General features: G+C 41.7%; 14 protein-coding genes and 2 tRNA genes. 6 read left to right on the forward strand and 10 right to left on the reverse strand.

Translation table 11 applies throughout. From position 1 onward, the window contains the following. Window positions 1-5: 5 nt before the first annotated feature. From dnaX to DLM75_RS03020, 3 genes are all read right to left on the reverse strand, one after another. Window positions 6-1,463, reverse strand: a complete 1,458-nt coding sequence (gene dnaX / locus DLM75_RS03010; RefSeq protein ID WP_118967046.1) for a DNA polymerase III subunit gamma/tau — start codon at window positions 1,461-1,463, stop codon at window positions 6-8. Between the two features lie 10 nt (window positions 1,464-1,473). Then, a tRNA-Ser gene (locus DLM75_RS03015) sits at window positions 1,474-1,557 on the reverse strand. 35 nt (window positions 1,558-1,592) lie between these two features. Beyond that, window positions 1,593-2,060 carry a nucleoside deaminase gene (locus tag DLM75_RS03020; protein ID WP_118967047.1) on the reverse strand — a complete coding sequence of 156 codons (468 nt, stop codon included), beginning with the start codon at window positions 2,058-2,060 and terminating at the stop codon, window positions 1,593-1,595. A gap of 58 nt (window positions 2,061-2,118) precedes the next feature. Here DLM75_RS03020 and DLM75_RS03025 point away from each other — a divergent pair, with 58 nt between their 5' ends. Next, window positions 2,119-3,738 carry an anti-sigma factor antagonist gene (locus DLM75_RS03025; RefSeq protein WP_118967948.1) on the forward strand — a complete coding sequence of 540 codons (1,620 nt, stop codon included), beginning with the start codon at window positions 2,119-2,121 and terminating at the stop codon, window positions 3,736-3,738. Window positions 3,739-3,759: 21 nt separating this feature from the next. Here DLM75_RS03025 and DLM75_RS03030 read toward each other — a convergent pair whose 3' ends face one another. Both DLM75_RS03030 and DLM75_RS03035 read right to left on the reverse strand, forming a co-directional pair. Further along, window positions 3,760-3,978, reverse strand: a complete 219-nt coding sequence (locus tag DLM75_RS03030; RefSeq protein WP_100784761.1) for a transcriptional coactivator p15/PC4 family protein — start codon at window positions 3,976-3,978, stop codon at window positions 3,760-3,762. 154 nt (window positions 3,979-4,132) lie between these two features. Then, window positions 4,133-5,065 carry a ferredoxin reductase domain-containing protein gene (locus DLM75_RS03035; protein WP_118967048.1) on the reverse strand — a complete coding sequence of 311 codons (933 nt, stop codon included), beginning with the start codon at window positions 5,063-5,065 and terminating at the stop codon, window positions 4,133-4,135. A 216-nt stretch (window positions 5,066-5,281) separates the two neighbouring features. On the opposite strand from DLM75_RS03035, the gene lpxD reads away from it, so the two are divergent. Together lpxD and DLM75_RS03045 are read left to right on the forward strand one after the other, a co-directional pair. Beyond that, entirely contained in the window at window positions 5,282-6,334 is a 1,053-nt protein-coding gene (gene lpxD / locus DLM75_RS03040) for a UDP-3-O-(3-hydroxymyristoyl)glucosamine N-acyltransferase (protein ID WP_118967049.1), read from the forward strand. A gap of 65 nt (window positions 6,335-6,399) precedes the next feature. After that, window positions 6,400-6,597, forward strand: coding sequence for a hypothetical protein (locus DLM75_RS03045; RefSeq protein WP_118967949.1), 198 nt, complete (start codon window positions 6,400-6,402; stop codon window positions 6,595-6,597). Between the two features lie 275 nt (window positions 6,598-6,872). Here DLM75_RS03045 and DLM75_RS03050 read toward each other — a convergent pair whose 3' ends face one another. Together DLM75_RS03050 and DLM75_RS03055 are read right to left on the reverse strand one after the other, a co-directional pair. Further along, window positions 6,873-7,487 (reverse strand): DUF6935 domain-containing protein, encoded by a 615-nt coding sequence (locus tag DLM75_RS03050; protein ID WP_118967050.1) that lies wholly within the window; start codon window positions 7,485-7,487, stop codon window positions 6,873-6,875. Window positions 7,488-7,616: 129 nt separating this feature from the next. After that, a tRNA-Gly gene (locus tag DLM75_RS03055) sits at window positions 7,617-7,688 on the reverse strand. 24 nt (window positions 7,689-7,712) lie between these two features. On the opposite strand from DLM75_RS03055, the gene DLM75_RS03060 reads away from it, so the two are divergent. Together DLM75_RS03060 and DLM75_RS24540 are read left to right on the forward strand one after the other, a co-directional pair. Then, window positions 7,713-9,320: a carboxypeptidase M32 gene (locus tag DLM75_RS03060; protein ID WP_174715066.1), complete on the forward strand. Its 1,608-nt coding sequence runs from the start codon at window positions 7,713-7,715 to the stop codon at window positions 9,318-9,320. Beyond that, window positions 9,310-9,639, forward strand: a complete 330-nt coding sequence (locus DLM75_RS24540; RefSeq protein WP_174715067.1) for a hypothetical protein — start codon at window positions 9,310-9,312, stop codon at window positions 9,637-9,639. Before DLM75_RS03060 ends, DLM75_RS24540 begins: the two co-directional genes overlap by 11 nt. On the opposite strand, the gene DLM75_RS03065 is transcribed toward DLM75_RS24540, so the two are convergent. From DLM75_RS03065 to DLM75_RS03075, 3 genes are all read right to left on the reverse strand, one after another. After that, window positions 9,636-10,022: a DUF423 domain-containing protein gene (locus DLM75_RS03065; RefSeq protein WP_118967051.1), complete on the reverse strand. Its 387-nt coding sequence runs from the start codon at window positions 10,020-10,022 to the stop codon at window positions 9,636-9,638. The genes DLM75_RS24540 and DLM75_RS03065 overlap by 4 nt on opposite strands. Window positions 10,023-10,042: 20 nt before the next feature. Further along, entirely contained in the window at window positions 10,043-10,522 is a 480-nt protein-coding gene (locus tag DLM75_RS03070; protein ID WP_206698697.1) for a hypothetical protein, read from the reverse strand. A 107-nt stretch (window positions 10,523-10,629) separates the two neighbouring features. Further along, the gene (locus DLM75_RS03075) at window positions 10,630-11,004 is read right to left on the reverse strand and encodes a TRL-like family protein (RefSeq protein ID WP_118967053.1); all 375 of its coding nucleotides are present in this window, start codon (window positions 11,002-11,004) and stop codon (window positions 10,630-10,632) included. A gap of 115 nt (window positions 11,005-11,119) precedes the next feature. Here DLM75_RS03075 and rocD point away from each other — a divergent pair, with 115 nt between their 5' ends. Next, window positions 11,120-12,361 carry an ornithine--oxo-acid transaminase gene (gene rocD / locus DLM75_RS03080; RefSeq protein ID WP_118967054.1) on the forward strand — a complete coding sequence of 414 codons (1,242 nt, stop codon included), beginning with the start codon at window positions 11,120-11,122 and terminating at the stop codon, window positions 12,359-12,361. Window positions 12,362-12,382 lie beyond the last annotated feature (21 nt).

A 12,382-nucleotide genomic window follows, 5' to 3' on the forward strand; every position in this document is an offset into this window, starting at 1 on the left:
AATGATTAAGAATCCAACTTTGGAAATTTGCTACGATCCACTTCCGTACCCAGAAATTTCTTTTTGATTTCAGTGCTGGTATCAAACTTCTGGGGAATCACCCCCGGATTTTCGGTCGGCTTTGGAAGCTCTGGATTTGAAAGAGCTTCTTCCGCGTCTCTAAAGTTAGACTCGATCTGAGATTCTAAGGACTGAGAAAGGGATTCACCTTTTTTTTTTGAGGCTTCTGCATCGGATACATCCTTTTGAACGGAGCTCATTTGTATCGGTTCCGGTGCATTATTTTTAGAATTTTGAACCATCAGAATCAGGTGATTGATTCTATCAACGAGACCCGCCAAACTCGGATAGGTAAGTTCTTCAACGAGTTTTTTGATCTGAATCTCGGTAAAAACCTTGATTTCAAATGAATTCCGAAGACGAATCGTTTTGATTCTTTCATAGAGCTCAAAAAGTTTCCCGGAAAGAAAATTCAACTTCGAAGTATCTATCGTTTCGAAATCCGATTTCATCTTGATCAAATCTTCTTTTGGAAAATTGACAGATTCCGGATCAGCAAGCGAATCACGAATCAAATTCAGGGTGTGCGTAAATTCTATTGAATCCCAAAGAAATTTATAAATGTCCTGCCCTTCTTGATAGAGCGTCTCCAGAATTTCCAATGCGCGAGTATGATTGTCGGGATCGATCAAACTTTTGATAAACGAAGTTAAAAATTCAATGCCGTGATATCCGATCATCTTTCGGATCGCAACGCCGATCAATTTTGAATCCGTAAAAACGATCGCTTGTTCCATAAAGGAAAGCATATCTCTTACGGAGCCGTCTCCTTTCTTCGCAATCCAAAAAAGACCTTCCTGATCATATTGAACGTTTTCTATCTTGCAAAGTTTTTCGGAGTAGTCCTGCAGTACGGAAAGAGGAACTTTTTTGAAAATGAAGTCCTGGCAACGGGAAAGAATCGTTTCTGGAATTTTATGAAATTCAGTCGTAGCAAGAACGAATACGATATGAGAAGGTGGTTCCTCTAAAGTTTTGAGAAGTGCATTGAAAGACTGGTCCGTTAACATATGGACCTCGTCTATAATGTAAACCTTATATTTCCCACCCATGGGTGCGAACTTTACATTGTCTCTGAGTTCGCGAATGTTTTCGATTCCGCGGTTACTGGCCGCGTCTATTTCTAAAACGTCGCTTGATATTCCGCGAGTGATTTCAGTACAAGAACTGCATTCATTGCAAGGTTCGTTATCGATCGGATTTTGACAGTTGAGGCGTTTTGCTAGAATTCTGGCGATTGTTGTTTTACCAACACCGCGTGGCCCAAAAAAAATGTAAGCGTGGCCAATTTTTCCGGATTTAAGAGCGTTCTGAAGAGCGCCTATGGCAAGGTCTTGATGGATTACGTCCCGAAATCTCTGCGGGCGATACTTCCGGGAAAGGACTTCGTGAGTTCCTGCCATAAAATGGAGTCGGAGAAGCCGGGATTCGAACCCGGGGTGCTTTTGGCACACATGCTTTCCAAGCATGCACAATAGACCACTCTGACACTTCTCCTATAGCATTCAGGAATTCTGTCAAGAGGCTGTACGTCAATTGAATTTCTTTCGTCTGGCCTTGAAAAACGATTTGAACGCATCTTTCGAAATCTCTGCGGGAATACAAATCAACTCTGGGAAAAAATTTCGAGAGTAGATGGTTTCAATGCTTAAGGAAGAAATTCCTTCTCCTTGTTTTGCGGGAAGGAGGTAGATGACTTTGGGAATTCTTGAAAGAAGAATCGTGCCAGCACACATCAAGCATGGTTCTAGAGAAGTAATCAGCAAACAATCTGAAAGATAACGCGTTCCGATTTTCTCTTTTGCCTCTCTCAAACAAAGTATTTCACTGTGAAAAGAAGAATCGGAATTCTTTTCAACTTCGTTAAATGATTCGGCGATTAACTCTTCGTGCTTGTAGATCCTCGTAAAACTAGGAATTTCTTCGCCACCATGTGAAATGAGACTTTCCATTCTGCTCAAGAAATCGGGAAGAATCTTATGATTTGGGAAAGGATCCATCGAGTTACTCTACAAATTCTTCTTGATAAGACCTTCGGTAAATGGTTTTTTCAACGGAATGATTCTCTCCGCGAAGTTTTTACATAACGCAGTTTCGGAAAACAGGAATAATTCTGTTTTAATTCGACTCAATTCTCCAACCGGGGCCGCGAATCCGGATCGAAGACCGATTGTTCTGGGTTTGGCGATCGATCGAAGTTGGTCGATGAAAGGCGAAAAGTTGGAAGCGGTGATTCAATCCGCTTCATCTTTGGTCAACTGGTTGACTCGAAGAGATTTTCTTTCGGTGATCGCCTATGCGGAAGATATTCACGTTATACAACCGATCGTTCAACTGGTCGAAAAGTCTTCGATCATAAATCGTATTCATACGATTCAACCTGGAACTTCCACGAATCTATCCGGCGGTTGGCTTCATACTCTGAGAGGACTCGAATTATTTTCCGATTCTACCGTTTACAAAAGAGCGATATTGCTTACGGACGGAAATCCTACGCAAGGAATTACGGACCCTTTGGATCTGATTCAAATCGCAGGAGATCATTACAAAAAAGGAATCTCAACAACTGTGATCGGTTTCGGAGACGACTTTAACGAAATTCTTTTGAAGGACATCGCTGATGCTGGCGGCGGTAATTTTTATTATATCGAAAGTCCGGAAGCAACGGGCGATATATTCTTCAGAGAATTCGGTGATATCGGTTCCTTATACGCTCAATCGATTGAAACAAAAGTCCAATTCGGAAGCGATGTGGAATTTTTAGAATTGTTAAGCGACATTCCATATTATACCGAATTGGATCCGGAACAGTCCAGTAGAACGAAAGCGATCGTTCTGCAATGTGGAGATATGCGGGCAGATGATATTCGTAATATCGTATTAAAAGTCAGAACACATCCTGAAAATCTAATACACAATGCGGACAAAGAATCGGGTATTTCCGTTGCGAGTTCGTTTTACAACCTTTCGGAAAAGATGAAATTGGAAAAAGTTTCCTTTCAACTGAATCCGGATTGGAAATCCACTTCGATCAAAGAAGACGCTGATGTAATCGTGGAATCCATCGTCGCAAAGTCGGGAAAAATGCTTAAAAAAGCAAGTTCGCTTATCAAAGAAGGGTCGCTGGAGGATGCGTCGAAAGTGCTTACATCTTTGATAAAGGACGTAGACAATCAATTGGATCTTGCGCCGGATGTGATGGGATCTCTCAAATCCCGTTTGGAAGCCTTAGAAGCGAAAATCAAGGAAAATTCGAAAACCGCAGGAAAACATCTTATGGCCGGCGCGTACGATATCCAATATCGGACGATTGATCCGATTTCTGAGGAAGTGGAATATCACGATCATATCTTCGTCTACAAATCCGTTGGAGATATCGATTTATACAAGTGTCCCGAGTTAAAATCGAACGTTCAGGAAAAAATGTTAGAAGGATATCGTTTTGTAATCATCAATCTGAAGTCTTCCTCTTATATCGATTCTTCAGCGATTGGAACGCTGATACAGATTTCGGGTTGGTTGAAAAGAAGAGGCGGAGAATTGATCGTTTCCGATCTGAGAGATTCAGTAAAAAAAGTTTTTTCGATCACTCGCTTGGAGAGTCATATTCGTGTCGCGGAGACGGAAGAAGCCGCACGTTTGATTGTCAGCGATGTCATTCAAGAAAGAAGTCTCTGAAGAATCACATCGCTTGAAATCTTAGTTTCCTTTTACCTCGCTTTCCGCTTCGATTACTGCTTCGCGAATTTCGTCGTAAAGTTCGGGAGGAATGGCGATTCCTTTTTGAGTGGGTTTTTTTTCGCCGTCTTTGTCCGTATACCAGACGCGGAGATTGAGATACTTTGTTCCTTTGTATTCGGAAACTTCAACACGAATCACTTCTCCTCGCCCTTTGTCTACATCACGGATTACACCCATTGCTGATTCTCCCGGTAAAATTTAGACCAATATAAAGTAAGGATAGAAATTCGATCCATTCGTTTTTTCTGATATGACATGGAATTCTAAAATAAAAAAGCCGAAGGATACTTTCGTTTCCAACGGCTTTTCAAATGCAGGAATTCGAATCGAATTAGTATGTTTCGACGAATAATTGGTTAGCGCCTTCAAGGTGATGTTTGAAGTCTTCATAAGTTCCCGTGTCACCGGCGATCTTTTGAATCTCTTCAATTACACCTTTCTCCATTCCCTTCGGTCCGCCGCAGATATAAAAACGTCCGCCACCGCTTAGAATCTTTTTCACAGCTTCCGCTTGCTCGCGAACTCTGTGAGAAATATACATTCTTCCTCCGTCGAACGGATTCTTCTCTTCTCTTGATATCGCAGTGACAAGTTTAAAATTCTTAAACTTAGATTCCAAACCTCTCAGGTAATCCATCATTACCAACTCATCCGAGTAAGGAGCTCCGTAAACGAGAGTGATGTTTCCGGTAAAATTCACAAGTTTATGTTCGAGCAATTCTTCACTCATTCCGATGAAAGGAGCGATCCCGGTTCCAGTTGCAAGAAACATAATGTCTCCGCTGAAATGGGTAGTGGGTAAAAGGAATTTTTTTCCGGAAGGACCGGTCATTACGACTTCGTCTCCGGGTTTCAGATCGCAGATATAGTTGGAGCAAACACCTTTGTGCTGAACGTTTCCATTCTCATCATAGACGTTGTCTCTTTTGATGATAAACTCGATCGTATCTTCTTTCATCCCGAAAGAATAACTTGGAGAAGCGATCGAATACAATCGAACCGTATAAGCCGCATCCGCTAAGCCTTTGGCTTTTTTCTCAGGATCCTCTCCGGGCGGAATTACGCCGCCGCTCTGTCCGATCACGTACGGATAAGCGGAGTGATCGATTGCGATTGTGATTCTATGAACCAGTGATTCGCCTTCTTTTTTTGGTCTTTTTCCCGTTCCCGGTTGCGGAGTCAGTAGAGTATTGCTGATAACCTTAGCTTTGTAAGGGTTTGATTTTTTGAATAGATTGATCTGAGGTTCTCTAATCGGTTTCATGAGCGGTTGCAATTCCTAAAAATGAAGAATTTTTCAAATTTTCCTACATGGTTTTAGGGGAAGGCATTTCGTCAAACGGGATATTTGATACGATTTCCTAAGTGTTAAATAAATCTGATAAAATGAAATATAGGAATTCTTCGGCCATATTTTTTTTGAGTGACGACTTTGCTATTTCGAATCTCCGTGTATCAACCAAAATAAAACGAGGGAATCATGCCCCAATTCACACTCTCTGATCTTGCAAAAAAAATCAGCGGATCTAAGATTGCTAATTCTGAAAAGCCGGAAACAATTTTGATCGAGAATGTCTCTCCGTTAACCCCCGGAGTTCCGAATTCAATCAGCTTTCTTTCCAATAAGAAAATGTTATCCGAAGTTAAGAATTCTCTTTCGAGCGTCATCTTGACAACGGAAGAATTTTCAAAGGAAATCACTCTTCCTTGTTTGATCGTTTCGAATCCGGAATTGAGCTTAGTAGAACTATTGAACGCCATCTATCCACCTTATGTCCCTTCCGGAAAAATTTCCTCTACTGCATCCATTCATCCGAGTGCAAAAATCGGTGCGGGAGTAACCGTAGGAGAATTCGTGGTCATCGGGGAAAATTCGAACATCGGCGCGAATACCTATTTGGAAGACGGAGTAAAGATTTCAAGAAACGTAACGATCGGAGAGGATTCTCATATAGGTCCGAACAGTTCGATTCAACACGGAGTTATTATCGGAAAACGATTTATCTGTTCCGGAAATTGTTCGATCGGGGGCGACGGTTATAAGTTCGTTACGGTAAATGGAAAACATCACAAGATTCCTCATGTTGGAACGGTACGAATTGGAGACGACGTCGAGATCGGATCCCTTTGCACTATTGATCGCGGTGGATTAGAGGATACGATCATCGGAGATGGATGCAAATTTGATAATATGGTTCACGTTGCGCACAATTGTATCTTAGGTAAGAATATAATCATCGCCGGTCAAAGCGGTGTGGCAGGAAGTACAACGGTGGAAGACGACGTGATCATTGGTGGCGCCTGCGCGGTGTCCGATCACCTTCATGTTCCCAAAGGAACGATCCTGGGAGGAGGTTCTTCGTTAAGAACTTCACCGAAGAAAAAGGAAATTTTTGTCGGCTGGGATTACGGACTCACCTTTGGCGAATTCCAGAAAGTCAGAGTGAATATTCATAATCTGGTGAATTTTCAGAAATGGGCGAAGAGAATCAAGACGCTCGAAAAACTTTCCGGAATTCAGATCGAAGAGTAGGATTCAGCTTGACGGGTTCGAAAACCGGACCCAGTCTTTCTCCTACACCCCATTGGAGGATTCCCTTGCATTCCCGAGCGAACGAAGATAACCCGGCAAAAGAACCGGACAGAATCTCCCGTAAGCCGGACCTTTCCCAAAGTAAAAAGATTGGAAGGTTGTTGGAGACCCTCGCCGATAGCATTCTAGAAAACGATTCTACAAATATAGTTTTCTTGAATGAGATTCAAAACAGTCGATCTGAGAATTCTATACAAAAATAGTATCTCTTCAAACATCTGAATCGGTTCCTTGCGGGCCGATTTCTTGTTCTTCTAAAGGAAATCAGAAACTTCATCCTAAATTAAAAAATATTCTTCTTTTCAATGGAACTAAGAGTTTTGCCGAAATGGTAGTTCAAATGAGCTTTAAGTGCGAATTCAATTCCAATTTCAGCGAAATACTTTGTCGGAACAATTGAATCGGGATCAAAAGAATCTTGACTCTGTAAGGATTGTTCACGCTGAGAAATTGAGTTTTTAAAGAACAACGAAATAAGCTATAGATCGTCAGCCGCATTTTTTGTTACCGGTTTTTTGATTCCCACGAGCAGACTCGAAAATTCATGAGCTTTCCAAGCGCCCTTTGCGTTTCTTTTAAGAGTGACGGGCCTTGCCGTATCCGCCCCGGAAGAAGGAATGAAAAGTTTTCTTTGTCCGGATTCTTCCGTTCCGCTAAAACGATTCGCGCTTAAAGTAAAACTATATGGTGACGCGTTTGGCTTATATTGATTAGCAGGCGTCGAGCCGGGAAGATAGGATCCGATTAGATACGGATGTTGTTCCAGCTGTCTCCTGATTAGATCCGCAATATTCTTATTCAATGAAAAACCTTTGTAACCGTTACTATCCTGAATAAGAAGAGAAGAATCTAATATAAGAATTAACGCCTTCGTACCATCTTCTTTATTCTTAGAATATAGATCCAATGCGGCTATGAGCGAGATTAGCGTTCCTTGAGGAGAAGAAGACTGCTCCGATCGAAAGGAATCGAAGGAGGTCAAATCGATCGGCCAAGAAGAAATTTCTACTCGTACCAAATCGTTTTGGGCCGCTAATGAAAACGGAATTAGCAGGGAAAAAAGAAAATAACCAAATAGAAAACGAAGTTTCATAGGACCTCCGAAATGCTGGCAGTAATTTATTGACTACACGGAAATCTGTCGAGTGAAAACTAACAGCATTCCCTTCATCTGAGTGATTTAGTGGTAAGTGAGAATTTGGGGTTAAAAAAAGAGAAGATATGCGGGCAGAGGGACTCGAACCCTCACTGGAAGCTTGGAAGGCTACAGTGCTAGCCATTACACCATGCCCGCGAATCGTGCAAAAATCATTTTTTTGTGGTTAGGGTGCTTGTCAATCTAAAAGAAGATTTTTTATTATCCACTGAGATGAAAGAATACGAGCATCTGTTTACGGATTCGATTCGCGAAGAATTAAAATCTTTCGCAGAATATAGAGTCGCCTATCGAGAAATTTGGACTTTAAGAAATATTCTGAGCGTCCTTCATTGGGACTCTGAAATCACCCTTCCGGAAGGAGGGCGAACGGAAAGAGGAGATCAGATCGGTCTTCTATCCGGATTGATTCATTCCAAGTATGCGGGTGAGAAATTTTATGCTCTTGCTGAAAAGGCGAGAGAAGAAAATGAGAAAAAAAATCTCCCGGGTCAGGAAGAACGGAGAGTCGAACTCAAGATTCTTTTTAAAGATCTAAATCGTTCACGTTGTCTCTCGCAAGAGCTCGTTGAGGAATTCTCCGTTACAACCAGTAAAGCGCATGCCGTTTGGGCTAAAGCGAGAAAAGAAAATAAGTTCTCCGATTTTGCTCCAACCCTTAGCAAGATTGTCGAGCTCTGCAAAAAGCAAACGGAATGTTATGGTTTTGATACGGAAGCCTACGACGCGCTTTTGGAAGGATACGAACCGGGGGAACGCGCTTCCCATCTGGAAAATCTTTTTTTCAATCTGAAGAATTCTTTGAAACCGTTGGTGGCGCGAGGAAGACAAGTTGGAAATCCTTTTCCAAGAGAAATCCCGATTCTTCTTCAAAGAATGTTAGGCGAAAAACTTCCTTCGATTTTAGGACTTTCTCCACAAATTTCACGCCTGGATGCAAGTGAACATCCTTTTTCGACTTCCTTAGGCGGTAAGGACAAAAGAATCACGACTCGATACGATCTAAAAGATCCTCTTTCTTCTATATTCAGTATTTTGCATGAAACAGGACATTCTCTCTATGAAGCAGGTATTTCCGAAATTAAGGGAGGTCCTTCCCCGTTGCACGATTCGGTTTCTCTCGGTATTCACGAATCGCAGAGTAGACTTTGGGAAAATCAGATCGGCCGGTCTCTTGAATTCTGGGAAATGTATTATCCAATTCTTATGAACTCCTTGGATCTAAAAGAATCGGAGTTGGGTTTTTCAAAACTCTTTTCTTATATCAATCAATCTTCTCCTTCCTTTATCCGCGTAGAAGCTGATCAGATTACTTACAATCTTCACATCATTCTTCGCTTTGAGATAGAAAGAGCCTTGATCAATGGAAAGATTCAAGTTTCCGAATTGCCTGACCTTTGGAATTCGAAGATGAAGGATTTATTCGGCATCAGTGTTCCTTCGGATCGCGAAGGTGTTCTCCAAGACGTTCACTGGAGCGGGGGCGCTTTCGGATATTTTCCAACGTATACACTGGGAAATATCTATTCCGCTCAACTCTTTCACTCCTTCTCAAAGAAGAACCCGGATTTTTCAAAACAAGTCACGAATGAAAAGGATTTTTCTTCTTTGCTTGGATGGCTTAGAGAGAATGTTCACTGGAAGGGAAAATTTTTATCGGCTGAAGACTTGATTCGATCTGCGACAGGCGCGGACCCGGATTCTTCTTATCTAGTCTCGTATCTCGAAAATAAACTTAGCGAATTGGAAACGATCAATCATGGAAGATAAAGAAGAACTTACGGTTCAATCCTTCGAAGAATTGTCTTACTTTGACAATTTGGCTCTTTACTATCTCTGTAATGAAACTCCTCCGCAAACTCTCGCTCTTGCATTTTTAATCGGAGATAAAAAAGTCTGCGGTTCGATGTTGGGAGTTTTGGAAGGCAAACGAAGAGAATACGTTCACCAATTGATGGCAGAACAGCAAGATGTCGAAGCCGCGAAAAAACAATCCGCTGTCCAAGGATTGCTCATTATCGCGGAAGGCTTAATTACTCGTAAGTTGATAGAGAAAAAGGGACAATTTTATTACGGAACGCAACGTTAGTCGTTCTTTTGTGATAACGCGGACCATCCAAGAAACGCCCAAGCAAGAAGAAAACAAATTCCTCCGATCGGAGTGATTGCGCCTAAAACTCTAATTCCTGTGATTGCAAGGAGATAGAGAGAACCGGAGAAAATAAAAATGCCGGAGAGAAATAGGATTCCGGAAATAAACGCGAATCTACTCGATTGAACATAACCCGTGATCGCCAAGATCAACGGAGGAATACTATGAATGAGATGATACTTATTGCCGGTTTCGTAGATAACGATCATCTCAGGAGTCAAGTACGGCTTTAGAGCGTGAGCTCCGAACGCACCGATTGCTACTCCTAAAAAACCGGAAATGGAAGAAAGAATCAGAATCGTTTTTTGTTTTCCTTTCATAAACTCTTAAAAAAATCGATTCAAAATTCTTGAATAGCATAACTTTTAAATCGAATGCATCTTTTCTGAACGAGCCAGAATAAATAGGAAGTTTGTTCGATATCCAGCTTGGAATCGAAAAGAGCTTTGATTTTATTCTTCTCCATTTCCTGTTTCAGCTCATCGTAAAAACTAGATTTTCCGAAAACAAAAGAAACAGGAACTAAAGATTGTTGTTCGCCCTGACGCAAAGGTAGGATCAACGTCACTCCCCTTTGACAACCTTGGCTTTGTCCTTCAAATTGAATGATCCTGTGTTTCGACCAATCCCAATCGTCGAGGGAACCGTGAAACATATCCTTGTGCGGTAGCGATGAGGTGGAGTGGATAAAACCGTCAAAGCCGATTAACTTCAATCGAGTGGACGCATTTCCATAATGGACCGATGGATCCCTAAAGTAAGTGCCGGCTAAAGAAACACGATTTTCAGGAGAAAGAATAGAATCGGTTGGATAAGGCATTGGATTCCGCTTAACCAATGTTCGCCGGTTACCGATCGGTAATGTACAATCTGTAATCGAGGCGAATCCGATAAAAATGACGATCAGAAAATAAATCGAGCGCATAGTTACTCTTTTTTCATCAACCTGTGAGGAAGTTTTACGCCGATTCCGGAAACGCGAGTGCATTTATAAAAGTAAAGATTAAAGAGAAGGGACTTTACGTAATAGTCGGTTTGAACGTCGAAAAGAAGGTCGGCCTTATCTTGAATGGCATTTTGCACCGCCGCTTCGTAACTTTCATCGCCTGTATAAACAAGCCATAACCAACCTTCTCCACAAGATTGGCCGGAAAGTTTTCCAACAGGTTCCATTCCTCGAACGTCCGTATAGCTCTGTGAATAAAACCAGCCGGGAGTTTTTACATTCGTGTAAAGACAATTCCCGATTGTAATAAATGTAATGAAAAGAATGAGATACGTTTTGAGCGCAAAGGCTTTCATTGAGTTTTCCTAATCTTTGAAATCTTTTTGAAAGAATGATTCTCAAAAATGAAAAGTCAAGGTAAAAGAATAAAATTTCCTTGTGTGAAGAGAATCTGATTCTTCAATAGGGAGTATGTCGTTCGTACAAAACTCGTCTTACTACATTCAGTTGGAAAAAAAATTCGGGGCCTTCAATTATGAACCGCTTCCGGTTGTTTTGGATCGAGGTGAAAGAATTTACCTCTTTGATGTAGAAGGAAAACGATATTTCGATTTTCTTTCCGCGTATTCCGCGGTGAATCAAGGACACTGTCACCCGAAGTTGATCGAAACTTTGGTAGAACAAGCACAAAAACTTACGTTAACTTCAAGGGCTTTCTACAACTCCAAACTAGGAGAGTATGAAGAATATATGACGAAGCTTTTAGGGTATCAAAGAATTCTTCCTATGAACACTGGAGTTGAGGCCGCGGAAACCGCGGTGAAACTTTGTAGAAAATGGGGATATCAAGTCAAAGGGATTCCGGAAAACCAAGCGAAGATCGTTTTTGCATCCGGCAATTTTTGGGGGAGAAGTTTGGGCGCAATCTCCGCATCGACTGATCCTCTGAGTAGAAGGGAATTCGGTCCGTATGTTCCTGGTTTCGAAATTATCCCTTTCAACGATTTGGATACATTGAAAGTTTCGCTTCAAGATCCGAACGTCGCAGGTTTTATGGTCGAGCCGATTCAAGGTGAGGCCGGCGTGATTGTTCCGAGCGAAGGTTATCTTTCTTCATGCAAACAACTTTGCCAGGAAGCAGGTGTTCTTCTCATCTTTGACGAAGTGCAAACAGGCTTAGGTAGAACGGGTAAGCTTCTTGCCGGGGATTACGAATCGGTGAAGCCGGATATCGTCGTTCTCGGTAAAGCGCTTTCAGGTGGGATTCTGCCTGTCTCTGCGGTTCTCTCCAGCGATGAAATTATGCTCACAATAAAGCCAGGTGAACACGGTTCCACATACGGAGGAAATCCGTTAGCGAGCGCGATCGCCAAACGCGCGGTGGAAGTATTAGTGGAAGAGAATATGCCGGAAAATTCTTTTAAGATGGGAGAAATTTTTCGAGAAAGAATGAATATTCTAAAATCAAAATATGATTCTTTGAAAGAAGTTCGAGGGAAAGGTTTATTAAACGCGATCGAATTTACGGAGAAGAACGGAAAGTCCATAGCCAAAGAAGTATGTAAAAAGACGATGGAACTCGGACTACTCGCAAAAACAACGCATGATCACACAGTTCGATTTGCACCTCCTCTCGTGATTCAAGCGGATGAAATGAATGATGCCTGCGACATTATTGAAACGGCAGTGAAGTTTTGTCTTGACTCGAAGTAAAAATTCCAATACCCAAAAGAT

Source organism: Leptospira stimsonii (assembly GCF_003545885.1).
GTDB lineage: Bacteria > Spirochaetota > Leptospiria > Leptospirales > Leptospiraceae > Leptospira > Leptospira stimsonii.